The 15,136-nt window shown below is 70.8% G+C and carries 14 protein-coding genes; 5 read left to right on the top strand and 9 right to left on the bottom strand.

Annotated features, from left to right (window positions below):
• Positions 1-65: 65 nt before the first annotated feature.
• Positions 66-1,469 carry a hypothetical protein gene (locus ABEG17_RS17720; RefSeq protein ID WP_406830803.1) on the top strand — a complete coding sequence of 468 codons (1,404 nt, stop codon included), beginning with the start codon at positions 66-68 and terminating at the stop codon, positions 1,467-1,469.
• Positions 1,470-1,526: 57 nt separating this feature from the next.
• The gene (locus tag ABEG17_RS17715; protein WP_406830802.1) at positions 1,527-1,958 is read left to right on the top strand and encodes a hypothetical protein; all 432 of its coding nucleotides are present in this window, start codon (positions 1,527-1,529) and stop codon (positions 1,956-1,958) included.
• 83 nt (positions 1,959-2,041) lie between these two features.
• Here ABEG17_RS17715 and ABEG17_RS17710 read toward each other — a convergent pair whose 3' ends face one another.
• The 3 genes from ABEG17_RS17710 to ABEG17_RS17700 form a co-directional block, all read right to left on the bottom strand.
• Entirely contained in the window at positions 2,042-4,102 is a 2,061-nt protein-coding gene (locus ABEG17_RS17710) for an alkaline phosphatase family protein (RefSeq protein ID WP_406830800.1), read from the bottom strand.
• 70 nt (positions 4,103-4,172) lie between these two features.
• Positions 4,173-4,472, bottom strand: coding sequence for an SHOCT domain-containing protein (locus ABEG17_RS17705; RefSeq protein ID WP_406830799.1), 300 nt, complete (start codon positions 4,470-4,472; stop codon positions 4,173-4,175).
• A gap of 11 nt (positions 4,473-4,483) precedes the next feature.
• The gene (locus ABEG17_RS17700) at positions 4,484-4,942 is read right to left on the bottom strand and encodes a DUF6325 family protein (RefSeq protein ID WP_406830798.1); all 459 of its coding nucleotides are present in this window, start codon (positions 4,940-4,942) and stop codon (positions 4,484-4,486) included.
• A gap of 199 nt (positions 4,943-5,141) precedes the next feature.
• Between ABEG17_RS17700 and ABEG17_RS17695 the strand changes: the two genes are divergently transcribed.
• Positions 5,142-5,948 carry a DUF1254 domain-containing protein gene (locus ABEG17_RS17695; protein WP_406830797.1) on the top strand — a complete coding sequence of 269 codons (807 nt, stop codon included), beginning with the start codon at positions 5,142-5,144 and terminating at the stop codon, positions 5,946-5,948.
• A gap of 59 nt (positions 5,949-6,007) precedes the next feature.
• Here the strand turns inward: ABEG17_RS17695 and ABEG17_RS17690 are convergent, their stop codons facing one another.
• The 6 genes from ABEG17_RS17690 to ABEG17_RS17665 form a co-directional block, all read right to left on the bottom strand.
• On the bottom strand, positions 6,008-8,677 hold the full coding sequence (locus ABEG17_RS17690; RefSeq protein ID WP_406830796.1) for a LuxR C-terminal-related transcriptional regulator: 2,670 nt from the start codon (positions 8,675-8,677) through the stop codon (positions 6,008-6,010).
• 88 nt (positions 8,678-8,765) lie between these two features.
• A complete protein-coding gene (locus ABEG17_RS17685; RefSeq protein WP_406830795.1) occupies positions 8,766-9,224 on the bottom strand; it encodes an RDD family protein in 459 nt (152 codons plus the stop codon).
• Between the two features lie 77 nt (positions 9,225-9,301).
• The gene (locus ABEG17_RS17680; RefSeq protein WP_406830794.1) at positions 9,302-10,024 is read right to left on the bottom strand and encodes a hypothetical protein; all 723 of its coding nucleotides are present in this window, start codon (positions 10,022-10,024) and stop codon (positions 9,302-9,304) included.
• A 29-nt stretch (positions 10,025-10,053) separates the two neighbouring features.
• Positions 10,054-10,941 carry a YhjD/YihY/BrkB family envelope integrity protein gene (locus ABEG17_RS17675; RefSeq protein ID WP_406830793.1) on the bottom strand — a complete coding sequence of 296 codons (888 nt, stop codon included), beginning with the start codon at positions 10,939-10,941 and terminating at the stop codon, positions 10,054-10,056.
• A gap of 1 nt (position 10,942) precedes the next feature.
• Positions 10,943-11,320, bottom strand: coding sequence for an SHOCT domain-containing protein (locus ABEG17_RS17670; RefSeq protein WP_406830792.1), 378 nt, complete (start codon positions 11,318-11,320; stop codon positions 10,943-10,945).
• 171 nt (positions 11,321-11,491) lie between these two features.
• Positions 11,492-12,610 (bottom strand): S1C family serine protease, encoded by a 1,119-nt coding sequence (locus tag ABEG17_RS17665; protein ID WP_406830791.1) that lies wholly within the window; start codon positions 12,608-12,610, stop codon positions 11,492-11,494.
• Between the two features lie 145 nt (positions 12,611-12,755).
• Between ABEG17_RS17665 and ABEG17_RS17660 the strand changes: the two genes are divergently transcribed.
• Together ABEG17_RS17660 and ABEG17_RS17655 are read left to right on the top strand one after the other, a co-directional pair.
• Positions 12,756-13,934, top strand: a complete 1,179-nt coding sequence (locus tag ABEG17_RS17660) for a site-2 protease family protein (RefSeq protein WP_406830790.1) — start codon at positions 12,756-12,758, stop codon at positions 13,932-13,934.
• Between the two features lies 1 nt (position 13,935).
• Positions 13,936-15,063 carry a cation:proton antiporter gene (locus ABEG17_RS17655; protein WP_406830788.1) on the top strand — a complete coding sequence of 376 codons (1,128 nt, stop codon included), beginning with the start codon at positions 13,936-13,938 and terminating at the stop codon, positions 15,061-15,063.
• The last annotated feature ends 73 nt before the right edge of the window (positions 15,064-15,136 follow it).

The raw sequence follows: 15,136 nt of genomic DNA, 5'->3' as shown, positions 1-15,136 counted from the left end.
GGACGCCGGCAGTGCCCCGCCTCATCCATGGGAGGTGATGACCGCCGCTTGTTCCCTGACAGATCGTGGAGGTTCCACCCAGCGAGGCGACGGAGGACGAGTCCGCGATGAACAACGACCAAGATGTTGCCCGTCTGCGCGCCCGCGTCGCCGAGCTCGAGAGCCAGGTGGAGGCGTCTGGACCTCGAACAGCGGGGACCACCGCGCATCGCTCCGCGTGGAGGTCGACGTCCTCGGCCATCCTCATCGTCGTGGCCTGCGTGCTGGCCCCCCTCTCGGTCACCTCTGTGTGGGCGAGCAGCATCCTCTCCGACCCCGACCGTTACGTGAGCACCGTCGCTCCCATCGCCGAGGACCCAGGGGTGCAGGCCGCGATCACGGACTCCGTGACCACGGCGATCATCGAGAACCTGGATGTCGCCGGGCTGACCACGAGGACCCTCGATGCGCTCGCCCAGAGCCCCAACCTCCCGCCGAGGGTGGCCACCGCCCTACCGGCCCTGGCCGCCCCGCTCAGCCAGGGGATCACGACCTTCACCCACGACCAGGTCTCGAACCTGGTCAGCAGCCCCAAGTTCGCCTCGGTGTGGAACGAGGTGAACCGGGTCGCCCACACCCAGGTCGTCAAGCTGCTGGAGGGAAACCAGGGCGGAGTGGTCAGCGCGCAGGCCGACACCATCACCCTCAACCTGGCCCCGGTCATCGCGCAGGTGAAGCAGCGACTGCTCGACCGAGGCTTCAGCCTGGCCTCGAACATCCCCACCATCGACAAGTCCTTCGTCCTGGTCCAGTCGCAGGGAATCACCAAGGCGCAGACCCTCTACGTCGTGCTGAACAAGCTGGGGCTCTGGCTGCCCTTCATCGTCGCCGGCCTCTTCGGCGCCGGGGTCCTCCTGGCCCACGACCGCCGCCGCTCGCTGCTGCGGGGTGCGCTCGGTGTCGCGCTCGCCATGGTGGTCCTGGGGGTCGCGCTGTCCCTCGTGCGATCCCTGTATGTCGAAACCACCCCTGCCCACATCCTCACCTCGCAGAGTGCTGGAGCCGTCTTCGAGGACCTGGTGCAGTTCCTGCGCAGCGGACTGCGGGCGGTCGGTGTCCTCGCCCTCCTCGTTGCCCTGGCCGCGTTCCTGACCGGACCGGCCACCGCTGCCGTGCGCACCCGCTCCACCCTGTCGGGCGGCATCGGCTCGCTCAGGGGCAGCGCCGAGAGCGCCGGTCTGCACACCGGGCGGTTCGGTTCCTGGGTCTTCGCGCGCAGGCGCGGACTGCGTCTGGCCGCGTTCCTCGCCGGTGGCACGGCTCTCCTGCTGTGGACCAACCCCACCGTCGGAACCGTCCTCGTCATCGCGCTCCTGGTGGTGCTCGCCCTGGTCCTGATCGAGTTCCTCGCTGGTCCGCCGGCACCCGGGCAGGGGTCATCTGGAGGTTCATCCCCCAGGGGTGAGGCAGCCACCGTCGCGAAGCCGTAGACAGGTAACCATCCGCAGCGCGGACGTGCTCGTGCCGCGCTTGACCAAGGAGTGCACATGACCACCACACAGCCCAGCCGCAGGACCACGGAGCAGGACCAGAGCGGGGCCGCGGTCGGCGTGACCGTCGCGGCAGCGATCTTCATGATCATGATCGGGGTCTTCCACGCCATTCAAGGCGTGGTCGCCCTCGTCAACGACAAGTTCTACGTCGTCGGCGCCAAGTACACCTTCGAGTTCGACGTCACCGCCTGGGGGTGGGTCCACGTCGTCCTCGGTGTCATCGCCGCCTTCGCCGGCTTCGCGCTCTTCCAGGGCGCGACGTGGGCCCGCGCGGTCGCCGTCCTGATGGCTGCCGTCAGCATCATCGCGAACTTCATGTGGATCCCCTACTACCCGCTGTGGAGCATGACGATCATCGCTTTCGACGCGTTCGTGATCTGGGCCGTGACCGCCCACCCGCGGGCCCTGGCGGACGCACCCCGCTGACCGCCTTCAGCGGTCAGGGGTCGAACCCGTCAGGACGACGCTCAACGGTCAAGCCCTTCAGTCAAGCTCAGCCGGTATCTCGCTCAGTCGAGCTCAGCCGGTGATTCGGGCTCAACGGTCAACAGACTTGTTTCTGTTGACCGTTGACCGCTGACCTCGAGCATGCGGACCAGCACCCGGTGGAGCTCGTCCGCCCCCTCGATGCGCTCGGGCAGACCCGCCATCAGGTCGACAGGGCCGAGCAGCATCGCCTGGTCCTGCCAGCCCCCCAGCCCACCGTGGGAGCCGACCAGCTCCTCGAACGCCGCCACGTCGCCCGTGAGCGGGTCGACCGCGCTGTTGACGTACAGGTCCGGAGCCTGCTCGATCGCCAGGGCTCGCTGCAGCACCCGCGACGCGTGCGATCCGTAGCCGGCCAGGGGGTCACTGCCCTCCACCAGCCCGGCGGTCAGGTCGAACCGCCCCTCGGCTCCCACGACCCATGCGTGCCCCCGGCCGTCGACCCCGGCCACGAACCCGACCCCGGGGTGACGGACCAGACCGGGAACCAGGGCCGGCCAACGCTCCTCGAGCTCCTCCAAGGACCAGCGGTGCCGACCGCGGAGGTAGAGCAGCCCGAGGTTGCCCGAGCCCAGCACCACGACCGGCTCCTCATCGGGCGACGCGACCGTGGGCGTCGCCTGTGCCTTGACGAGCCCCGCTCCGGCCCGGTCGGCCAGGCGGCCGGTGAGTCCGGCGCTACCGATGTCGCCGACGAGGGAGTCTGCTCTTCCCAGGCCCTCCACCGCCGCGTCGACGTTGCTCACCTGCTCGTCCATCAGGGCTGCGCACAGGTCGCCCAAGGGCTGACCGTACCTGTCCCGGAAGGTGGCTCCTTGGGACTGGCCGTGATCCGACAGTGCGACCAGACGGTAGCGCCGCGGAGCGGTCTGCGCGAGGAGCGCCAGGGACGCAAGGGTCCGATCGAGGCCGTCGAGCGCTGCGAGCGACTCCGGCCGGAACATCCCCGCGTGGTGGGCGATCTCGTCGTAGTCGACGTAGTCGACGTAGATCACCTTGGTGCCGCGGCGCATCTCCTCCGCCACCAACGAGGTGTTGAGGTCACGCAGCAGGCCGTTGGTCACCGCACGGAGCACAGCGAACATCCAGCTGCGCTCGACCCGGGGTTCGAGGGCACGCTTGACCTGGCGGCGCGCCTGCCAGCGCTCCTTGAGGATCTCGCCGAGCGCACGGGTCAGGCTCCGGGTGAAGCCCACCGGGGTGGTGAGGAACCACCCGAACGCCTTGCGGGTGTCGGCGGTGCCGCGACGCGCCTCGAGCCGGCTCATGGTCATCAGCGACCGCGGGGCGTCACCGGTGAAGAGGTTGGAGATGGAGACGCCGTCCTCGTGCAGCAGTCCGGCACCGTCGCTGGCCCGGGCCTCGATCACTCGTGCGTCAGCGGGACGGTTGGCGACGAGCACCCTGCCGAGCTCGCGGTCGTACCAACGGAAGGCCGGGATGCCCTTCACGGTGCCGTGCAGGATGCCGAGCTGGCTGGCGGGTGTGGTGCACGGCATCTGCGGGGTCCACGGGCGCAGCGCATAGCTGCCTCCGGCCAACCACTCACGGATGTGGGGCACGGCGCCCGACTGGACGGCCCACTGGAGCACGGGGTACGGGACCCCGTCGAGCTGCACGAACAGGACCCCGTCGACGTCAGGGTCATGCACGGTCATCCGTTGGCGCGCACGACGGGCAAGGGAGGTGACCAGCCCGTCGTCGGTGCCTGCCGTGGTGACCCACGAGATGAGGGTCCCCACCAAGGCTGCGACCCAGGTGGCGGCAAGGGCGGTGGACGCCGTCGACTCGATGCCCGGGACGAGACGGATCGCGACATACATGATCAGGGCCTCGCCCCCGAGAGCGAGCAGGACCACCGCGAGCCAGCCGATCCTGGCGGCCACCTCGACCATCAGCGGCCGCAGGCTCAGGCCGACCAGGCCCGCCACGGCGGCGACTTCGGCATAGCTCCACCAGCTCGTGGCAGAGAAGCTCGGCAGCAGGGCCCCGGTGATGACCAGGGCCAACGTCGAGGACCCCCAGGCCACGGCCATGCGGAGCACGTCGGTGGACCGGATGCCCCGGCGCAGAGGCTGTGCCATGACCACGCTCCTGGTAGGCCGTCTCAGCGGCATCGGGTCCGTCTGAGCGGCGAAGAGCTGTGCCTACTGGTCAGCCGAGGATCTTGGCCTTCTGTGCGTCGAACTCCTCCTGGGTGAGGACGCCCTGGTCCCTCAGCTCGCCCAGCGTCTTGAGCTGCTCGAGCATGTCGGACCCGGACGGTGCGGGCGCCGGCGGCGGGGGCTCCTGTTCGGCCACCTGCTCCTGGTACGCCGCATCCTGCTTCGCGGCGGTCTCGGCGTCACGCTCGGCGAAGCGGGAGGCCTGTCGGCGTTGGACCCGGCCGGCGACGGCGGTCGCGGTACCGGCGACGACGGCGGTCCGGGCGACTCCGCGCAGTAGTCCTGGCATGGGTTCTCTCCTCAGTCGTGGGCAGGTTCGAGGGCTTCGAGGGCGGCGATGACGTCAGCTGCCGGGATGTGGAGGTTGGCGACGACCTCGCCTCCGCTGTGGCGGGCCGCCGCGACGAAGGGGATCGCCCAGGCGTTCTCGTACACGATCAGGGCGCCCACCGTTCCGGGCCGCATCGCCGAGGACGCTTCGGTGACGTCCTCGTCCTTCAGGAGACCGGACCTGGCCCCGTGGAAGTAGGAGAACGTGCTCGCACCGTGCGCCGGGTTCGTGAGCTCGAGCACGTCGACGGCTCCGTCCTCGTCCTTGCTGACCACCACGAGGTCGTAGATGCGGATGACTCCGCGCTCGACCAGGTCCGCGAGCGCGCGGCTGGCTTCCCCGGTCAGCCCCTCGGCCGGGAACTCGAGGAGGAGGAAGTCGATGGGGCCGTGGACCTCGGTGGCTCTGACATCGGTAGCTGCGGACACCGTCACTCCTAGGACCGGGTGGGCTGGGATCGGACTTGGTCATCGTCCCGCGCGCCGTGTCGGCCCCCATCACCCTCGGCGGGTGAGTTCGGCTCCGACCAGGGCGCGCCATCACACTCCACAGGTGACGCGCGGTCGGCACGTGCGGCATACGTTCGAGTGGTCCACCGCCGTCAGGGGCAGCCCGCGAGGAGGGACGATGTCGTTGAGGGAGCAGGTGGCGCAGCAGGCTTTCGTGTGGGGCCTTCCTGCCGTCACCCTCTATGCCGTCCTGCACGAACAGGTGCTGGCGCCGGCGCACAACGGCCTGGCAGGTCGGCTGAACCGGGTCCTGCACGGTCCCCTCCCCACGGGACTCGCGACCCTGTCAGGGACCACCGGGCCCTCGACCTTCTGTGCCTGGCTCGACCTGCGCAGCGGCCCGGTGCACCTGATCGTGCCGGCGGTCGAACCACGTGACGCCACCGTCCGCGCCACGGTGTTCGACCTCTCCGGCGAGGTCGTGGGGCAGGTGCCGGAGGCCCTCGACACCCCGGGCCACCCGTCGGTGGTCGTCGGGCCGTCGTGGGACTCTCCGGTGTCGCCAGAGGTCGCAGCCATCCTTCGGTGCCGGACCGATCTCTGCGTGGCCGTGGGCGTCTCCGTGGACCCCGGGCGTCAGGCCCAGGGTCCCCAGGGAGCGCCTCCAGCCGGTGAGCCCGTCCTCATCCACCACGTCGGCTCCACGACCCGGGCGCCGTCGCCACTGCCGCCGCCGGTGCCCCCGGTGGATGTGCGTCGACCACCCACCGTGGAGTTCCTGACGGTGCTGGACTGGATGATCGAGCTGATGCCGACGACACCCGGCGAGGAGGACCTGCGCGCCGACCTGGAGCTCGTCGGCGTGGCGTGCGGCCGCTCCGCCCTGGTGGAGGCGATGGCCGAGGACCGGCTCGACGGACAGCTCACCGAGGGTCTGCGGCAAGGTTTCGAGGACGTCCGCCGGGGCAGGGGCCGGTGGTTCTAGTCGTTCCCCCAGCGGACACCGCCGCGGGGAGGTGCAGCTCGTCGACTGGCCTCGGCAGCTCAGATCAGCTCCAGCGCCCGGCCACGGCGGACGGCATCGTGGGCGCGTGCGACCGACAGCTTGCGGTAGAGGCTCCGCTGGTGCGTCTTGACCGTGTTGACCGAGATGTGCAGGTCCTCGGCGATCTCGGCCACCGTCATCACCTGGGCCATCAACGCCAGCACGGACTTCTCCCGCGACGTGAGCGGCTCGACCAGGACCGGCACGGCGTCCTCGGCGGTCCGGTGCCGTGACGTGAGGCCCCTGCCGATCCAGCTGCTGGCGCGGGCGACCTCCGCGTCCTGGGTGAGCAACGGCTGCAGCCAGTCCCGCGCTGCCACGAAGGGGCGTCGACGACCCTCCGGGCGGGCAACCCGAAGAGCATCGACGAGCGCGCGCCGTGCTGCGGGGACGTCGCCGTGGTCGAGGCGGATCCGTGCGACGAGCAGCATCGCCTCGACGTCACCGTGCTCCGTCGGGAGCCGGTCGCGGTCGACGACGGGGGCGAGGAGGGCGAGGGCACCCGCGGCGTCGCCGCTGGAGTATGCAGCGCTGGCCCGCGCATGAAGCCAGTCACCTGTGGCGCTGGGCGCCGCGTCGAGCACGGCCACCGCACCCTCGGCGTCCCCGCACTGCAAGCGGACCAGCGCGTCGACGACCTCGACGCGTTCGGCGATCCACGACGGCAGCGCCCGGCTCCCGGCGGTCGCGCGCACGTCGGCGACCGCCGACATGGCCAGGGCCCGACGCCCGTCCAGGGCGTGGTGGTAGGCGAGCGCCAGCTTCACGGCCGCGCCGAGCACCGGCTCGTTCTCGACCTGGGCGGCCAGGTCCGCGTGCTCGAGGTGACGTCGGGAACCGACCCGGTCGTTCCACTCCAGGGCGACCGCCGACATGGCCAGATGGGCGACACCTGTGCGGTGTCGCACCTTGAGCCCGTGCTCGCGGCCCAGGCGCAGTGCCTCCTCCCCCAGCCGCGCACTGTCGCGCAGGGCGCCGCGGCGGTACGCAGCGAGCGCCTGCTGACCGAGCACCGAGATCCGCGCGTACTCGCAACCCTCGGCCTCGGCCGCCTCGGCCACGGCACCCAGGATCTGGACGAAAGCCTGGTAGTCCCCTCCCCAGAGGAGGGCGGAGGAGAGGGCGGAGAGGGCCAGGGCGCGCGCCTGGGCCCTGACACGTGGAGGACCGACCGTTCCCAGCGTCGGTTCCAGTTCCCTCCACGCATCGACGGCCCCACTGCCGTCGCACAGGTCGCTGGCCATCACCAGGCGGCTGAGCGACAGCGATGCCCGCAGCGCGCTGTGGCTCGGCGCCTCGAGGTTCATGGAGTCCAGCTCGGCCAGGCTCTCGGCCGCACGGTCGGGTCGGTGGGCGCCCAGCTCGGTGGCGGCCTGGACCACGCGCACCTCCGGTGTCTTCGCTCCCTGCGGGACATGGGCCAGCACGCCCTCCAGGTCGCGCGGTGCCCGGTGCTCGAGAAGCTGGACCACACCGAGGTGCCGCACCACGCTGGCACAGGACTCTTCCCAGGACCCGGCTGCCACGTAGTGCACGGCGGCACGGACGGGGTCGCTGTGCGCGTCGAACCAGCGGGCGGCGCGGGCGTGCTGGTACGTCACGACGTCCTCGCCGCGAGCGCGCAGCTCCTTGCGGAGGACCTCGAGCAGCAGGGGGTGGATCCGGTACCACCTGCCGGGTTCGGTGCCCGTGGTGACGAAGAGGTCCTCACCGGCGAGCTCGGCGAGCACCTGATCGGCATCCCGTCGTCCGGACAGGGACCGCGCGAGGCTGGGTTCGAGAACGTCCACGACGCACAGCCGCAGCATGAGCTCTCGGGTGTCCCCGGGCAGCGAGTCGAGCACCTCGTCGACGAGGTAGCCGGCCAACCGCCGCTGCGCCCACGGGCCACCTGTCGGCCCGGCCTGCTCCCCGTGCTCGCGCATGGCCAGTGCACACAGCCGCAGGCCCGCGGCCCACCCCTGCGTGGTCTCCTGGAGCGTGGTGACCGCGGCATCCGGCACGTCCAGGCCGTGCCGCCGGAGCAGCTCGACCGTCTCGTCGAGGGTGAAGGCGAGGTCGGTGGCCTGGATGGTCGTCATCGCCCCGCGCAGCCGGCGCCGTCGCGACAGCGCACGGGGGTCTCGGCGCGACGTGACGACCAGCCGGAGGGCGGGCTGCGCGGCGTCCAGCACCTGGTCCAGCTGGAGCAGGACGCGCTCATCGGTCACCCGGTCCAGCTGGTCGAGGACGAGGACGACGGGTCGGGCCGAGTCGCCCACGCTCGCTGCGAGGTCCACGAGGAACGAGTGGTCCACCACGTCGGGAAGCAGCAGGTCGCCCCGGGCGGCCGACGCGACCCCCTCGGGACGGAGCGACTCGAGCACGGACCCCCAGAACAGGCCCGCCTGGTTGTGCTCGTCTCCCAGGGTGAGCCAACCCACAGGGCCGTCCTGCTGTCGCTGTGCCGCCCAGGCCTCGACCAAGGCGGTCTTGCCGGTTCCCGCGGGCCCGGTGACCAGCGTCAGGGGGCCTTGCGCACCGCCCTCCACCTGGGACACGAGCCGGGGTCGGGGGACGAGGAACTCGCGCGGAGCCGGCACTCGGGGACGGAGGAGCTCGAAGAACGAGTCTTGGGGCACGCGCACGGCCAGCCGTTCCTCCCTGGTCGTGACGGTCGGCGTGTCCATGCCCTCACGCTAGGGACGGGGCGCATCGCGGAAGGGGGCCGAAGGTCACGTGATGTCGCAGCAGGCCTGTAGCCCGTGGTCGGGCCGATCACTCATGTCCGGCCGCCCGGCGGATGCCCTCGTGGGACAGCTGGTGTGGTCCCCCACTCGGCTGCCAGTCGTAGATGACCGAGGTTCGCAGCACCACGTCCTGGACGGACCGGTTCTCGCGACTCACCGCGACCCACATGATCCCGATCGGGAACCACGCGATGAAGACCGACCGCACGAACGCGCTCCACAGTGGCAGCCGGCGCCCACGCGAGCTGACCACACGCAGGCCCATGACCAGGTCTCCGTACGTGCGCCCCGTGAGCCACCACGCGAGGGTCTGGTAGACGACCAGCACGACAAAGCTGGCGGCCAGGCTGAACAGCGGGGCGACGGCCGGGAAGGTGAATCCCCGTGGGTGCAGGAGGAACTTCGAGGCGGCCAGCACGACATACCCGATCGCCAGGATGAGCACCACCACGACGCCGTCGATCATCCCCGCGGCCATGCGGCTCACCAGCCCTGCGCGCCGACCCTGGTAGGCCCGTGCCTCGCGTGGAAGCGGGGACACCCCGCTCTCGACCATGGTTCACCTCAACGGTGTGGGTCGTTCGGCGCCCGGGGCGTGGCCGGGCTCGGGGATGGTGCCCCCGGCGGACTCGATGCATGGTCCGCCTTGTGGCCGCGGCGCAGCAGCAGACGGTCCACGGCACGGCCGACCACCTCGTCGGCGGCGATCGAGTGCATCCTGACGCCCTGGACGGTGTCGGAAGCCATGGTCCCGGTCGACTCCCGGATGATCTCGGGGAGGTCGACACCCTCGATGACCTCTCCTGCCAGAGCGATCAGGTCGACCCGGTCCAGGGCCGCCTGGACGACGGTGCCGAGGTCCACCTTCTCCAGCACGACGGCGGTGAGGTCGAGCTGGTCCAGGACGGCCTGCACGTCCAGCTGGGCAGCCACGGCATCCACGTCGACCGCCGCGACCACCTGGTCGAGGTCGACGTAGCGCAGGACCAGGTCGGTCAGGTCGGCACGCCGCAGCACCTCCGTGAGCACCAGAGGGACCAGGGCGTCGAGTCGTCGGGCGACCTCGTCGAGCAGGGCAGCCCGCTGCGCCTGCCCCTGAAGGCTCAGCATCTCCAGCCGCCATCGGTCCTGCAGTGCCCACGACGTCCACCGCGAGTGCAGCACCGTCCCGGCCACTGGCTCGAGCGCACGCCCCGCCCGCCGGGTCGTGCTGAAGGCCCTTCCCAGGAGCAGGCCGGAAAGACCGACTGCGACGTCGAAGGGGCGGACCTGGCGCGTGTACGGCACCAGATCGCCCCTTCTTCTCGGACCTGTGGTCATTGCCATCTCCGTGACACCTCGCGCTCATCTTCAAGGGGGGCGCCTTCGGGCACCACCAAGGGTTGGTCGAACCCGAGCGTCGCGCGCAGCCGACAGGCCCACGGCTCCCGAGCCCGGTCGAACTCCGCTGCCACGATCGTGGTGGACACCACGATGACGGCCATGCAGAGCAGCCAGCCGACGATCGCGACGGTGATGCCGAAGAGCCCGTACCGCCTGCTGTATGACGTCATCAGCACCGGCATGTAGAAGGTGGTGGCCACTCCGTACAGGCTCACGGCCACCCCGGCCAGAGCGCCGGCGGGGAGGAGCCGCCGCCACGGCATACGGCGGTCGAGGAGCAGGAACGGAACCGTCGTCCAGAACAGGACCCCCACCACCATCGTCAAGGGCAGGCCGGACGCCCAGTCGAACGGCAGGCTCCGCACGATGCTCCGAAGCAAGGACAGGAGCCCCACCTCGGCGAGGAAGGCAGCGAGTCCCAGGGACGCGTTGAACGTGCCCCGCACCCCGGGGGACGGAGGGAGGTCGTACGCCTGCAGGTACATCCGCTGCAGCCTCCTGGTCAGGGACACGCCCGAGAAGAGGAGCAGGAACAGGCTCCCGACCCCCACGCTTCCCGGTTGCGTCTGGGCGAAGACCAGCCTCACGGACTTCTCGGCGTCCCCACTGAGGCCGAACTTGCCGACGATGGCGTCGGCGACGCCGTGCTCGCTGCCCGTGGGGAGCGCGGCAGACGCCAGGATCAGCAGGGGGATCAGCGCTGTGAACGACTGGGACGCTATGGCCATCGCCCGGTCGAGGCCCTGCTGCTCCACGAAGGTCCTCGCGCACCGGCCCGGGAACGACTCCTTGAGGCGTGCGCCGATCGCCCGCAGAGGCATGTCAGGCCAACGCCTTCTCCTTGAGCCGCTCGAACTCGGCCGTCGTGATCGCACCGGAGTCGAGCATCGACTTGGCCTGGGCGATCTGCTCTGTCGGCGCCGACGAGCTGGCAACCTGCTTGATGTAGGCGTCCTGCTGCTCGCGCGCCTGCTGCACGCCGCGGGCCTGGCGCTCACTCATCTCGCTGCCCTTGGAGATCAGGTAGACGACCGAGGTGATGAACGGAAGGAAGATCAGCGCGATGAACCAGACCGCCTTGGCGAAACCTGACGCCTTGGGGTCCCTGAACAGGTCCGTGATGATCGCGAACATGACCATCAGGTATGCCATGAAGGCAAAACTGATCAGGATGAACCAGACGATGTCCCAGAACGACATGACCGGAGCCCTTCCTCGTGACGGGAGACTGTGATCCCACTGTCGGGGCCGGCGGCCGATGGCACCTCATCTCCTGAGGGTGACTCTTCGCGCCCAGTCCCTGCGCTGCTCCTGCCCTGCCGGAAGAGGCCACCTTTCGTCACCCTGACGGGGTGAGGTGATCGCATCGAATCAGGAGCCGGGCTGGTCGCTGCCCAGCGTGACCCGGGCCGAGTGCTCGGAACCCCCGCGCCGGTAGGTCACGCTCACGTGGTCGCCCGGGCGCTCGGCCCGGACCGCTGCGACCAACGAGCTGCTGTCGGTGACGACGAGCTGGTTGACCTCGGTGATGACGTCGCCGTCCTGGATCCCTGCCGCGGCAGCGGGCGACCGGGGTTCCACCGTTGCCACCAGAGCGCCGACCGGATGCGTGGAGTCCTTGATCTGGATGCCGAGCTGGGCGTGGGTGGCCGGTTTGCCCTGACTGAGCTCGGTGACGATCGGCATCGCCTGGGAGATGGGGATGGCGAAGCCGAGACCGATGGAACCGGACTGGGACGTGGTCGAGGAGGGCAGGGACGCGATGGCGGAGTCGATCCCGATCACCTTGGCGGACATGTCGACGAGCGGGCCGCCCGAGTTGCCGGGGTTGATGGCGGCGTCGGTCTGGATCGCACCGAACACCGTTCCCTGGCCGCTCTCACCGGTGGTGGTGACGGGTCGGTGCAGCGCACTGACGATCCCGGAGGTCACCGTTCCCTGCAGCCCCAACGGCGCTCCGACCGCGACCACAGCCTGACCGACCAGGAGACTGTCCGAGTCGCCGATCATGGCCGGGTGCAGGCCGGAGGCGCCCTGCACCCTCACGACCGCGAGGTCGGTGACCGGGTCGGTGCCGACGACCTTCGCCGGGCTCCTGGCTCCGTCGCTGAAGACGACGGTGATCTGGCTGCCGCTCCCGCCGGCGGAGGCGACGTGGTTGTTGGTCAGGATGTCGCCGTCGGCGGTGAGGACGATGCCGCTGCCCTCTCCCCCGGCGCCGCTCCCCTGGACCTCCAGCAGGACCACGGACGGAGTGACCACCCGTGCCACCCCCACCACCCCGGAGCCGGTGCGTGTGGAACCGACCGTCTCGGATGGGGTGGGGGTGACGGTGACCACCGAGCCAGGTCCACTCGTCGTGCCCGCACCGTCCGCCACCTCGGCCACGACCCCGCCGGCCACGCCACCCGCGAGCACCCCACAGGCCGCCGCGATCGCGAGCAGCCGCCGACGATCCGAGGTGGCGGACCGACCAGGTGCCTGGCTCATGTCCTCACCCTGACAGCCTCGGCGAGGTCGGTCCCGGGTCCTAGGTCACACCTGACGCCGGACCTTGGACCCTGCACCGTGGAGACCGTCGGTGGTTGCGTGAGAGGCAGCGACCCCGCGACGGGTCGGAAGGGAGCAGGTCCCGATGAGCAGCAGCAAGGCTGACGGCGACCAGTCGCGGCCTGCACTGGCGCGCGGCAGCACCCCGTTCGGTGCCGGGGTACCGCTGGGTCGATGGTTCGGCATCCCGGTCAAGGCACACTGGTCGGTCCTCATCGCCATGGTGCTCTTCGCAGCCCTCATCGCCAGCGTGGAGCTCCCCACCGTCCTACCCGGCTCGTCGGCCTTGAGCTACTGGGTCACCGGCGCGGTGCTGGCGCCGTTGTTCTTCGCGACCCTCCTCGCCCACGAGGTGGCGCACGCGGTGACCGCACGCCACTTCCGCATCCCGGTCCACCAGATCACCCTGTGGATGCTCGGCGGGTTGACCGAGCTGGAGGGCGAGACACCCGCCCCGCGAGCCGAGGCTCTCATCGCCGCCGCCGGACCCGCGACGAGCCTGGCGATCGGGGCGGTGTGCGCCGCGGGCGCCCGGTTGGCGCCCTGCCCTGAGCTCGTCCTGGCCGCGCTCGGCCGGCTCGCCCGGGTCAACCTGCTGCTCGGCCTCTTCAACCTGCTGCCCGGGGCGCCACTGGACGGCGGCCGCCTGCTGCGAGCCGTGCTGTCGTGGCGTGGCCACGACCGGGCGGCCGCCGCAGCCAAGGCAGCCCGAGCCGGGCGCGTCCTCGGCATGGTCCTGGTCGGTCTCGGCATCCTCGAGACCCTCACCGGTGGCGTGCTCGGGCTGTGGACCGTCCTCGTCGGATGGTTCATCCTCAACGGCGCCGCCACCGAGCGGTACGCCGTACGCGCCGAGGGCCTGGCCGGGCTGACCGTGCGCGATGCGATGACCGCCACCCCCCAGGTCTTCCCGGACCGGGCCACCGTCGAGGAGGTCCTGACCCGCCTTGGCCCCGACAGCGCACGGCAGGGCTTCTTCCCCCTGACCGACGTCGACGGCACCCTCAGCGGGGCTGTCACCCTCCCCATGCTCGACGCGATCCCTGCGGACCGGGTCGCATCGACCCGGCTGGGAGACGTCGCCAACCGCCGACCCCTCCTGACCACGACCCCGTCCCAGGACCTCGGCACCGTCCTGCTCCCGCTGCACCTGCGCGGCGGAATCGCGATCGTCCTCGACGATGGCCACCCCGTCGGTGTCGTGACTGACGGTGACCTGGCCCGCGTGGCCGCCATCGTCCGCGGAGGCTCGCCGGCCCAGTGACATGACGTTCACCCTCCTGGCACTGGTCTGCCTCGCCGGGCTGGCCGGCCCCCTGCTGGCCATCTCGCACCGTTGGGGACTCCCGGTCGTCGTCGGGGAGCTGCTGGTAGGTGTGCTGCTCGGGCCGATGGCTCTGGGTCTTCTCCGCGCCTCGGAACCCACGTTCGCCTTCATGGCCGACATCGGGTTCGCCCTGGTGATGTTCGTCGCCGGATCACACGTGCCGGTCGGCGACGGACGGCTCCGACGCAGCATGCCCGGGGGGCTCGGACGAAGCGTGCTGGTCGGACTCGTGTCGGTGCCGGTCGAAGTGCTGATCGCCGACGTCTTCCACACCGGACACGCTCCGCTCTACGCCGTCCTGCTCGCGTCCTCGTCCGCTGCGTTGATCCTGCCCATCCTCGACGCCCTCAACCTCCACGGCGACGCGGTGCTCCAGCTGTTGCCCCAGGTGGCAGTCGCCGACGCCGCGTGCATCGTCGCCCTGCCACTGGTCATCGACCCGGCCCGCGCCGGCCGCGCCGCGCTGGGAGCCCTGGTCGTCGTCACGTGCGCCGCCGTCGTCTTCCTCGCCCTGCGGACCGCCGACAGGCGCGGCTGGCGACAACGGGTGCACCACCTCTCCGAGCGGCGCAAGTTCGCACTGGAGCTGCGCGTCAACATGGCTGTCCTGTTCGGCCTCGCCGCAGTCGCCCGCGCGGCCGGCGTCTCGATCATGCTGGCCGGCTTCTCCATCGGCCTTGCCGTGGCGGCCATCGGCGAACCCCGCAGGCTGGCCCGCCAGCTGTTCGCGGTGACCGAGGGATTCTTCGGACCACTGTTCTTCATCTGGCTGGGCTCCTCGCTCGACCTCCGCGCCCTCACCCGGCACCCCGCGCTCATCGGTCTCGGCTTCGCCCTGGGGCTGGGAGCAGTCATCACCCATCTCGCGCCGCGACTGTCCGGTCAACCCTTCTCGCTCGGTGTCGTCGCGAGCGCGCAGCTCGGCGTGCCGGTGGCGGCCGCCACCTTGGGGACACAGTCGCACCTGCTCAGCGGCGGTGAGCCGGCCGCGCTCGTGCTGAGCGCCCTCGTGACCATCGGCGCCGCGGCCGTCGGAGCGACCCGGGCCGCCAGATCCCCTGCTTAGCGTGCGCGCCGCGCCCTGCGGGACAGATCCGCGCGCGACACCGGGCATGAAGGCGGGGCCCGAAGTGTGTGGA

Source organism: Pedococcus sp. KACC 23699, assembly GCF_045348425.1.
Classification (GTDB): domain Bacteria; phylum Actinomycetota; class Actinomycetes; order Actinomycetales; family Dermatophilaceae; genus Pedococcus.
This window is presented reverse-complemented; position numbering and strand designations above follow the sequence as displayed.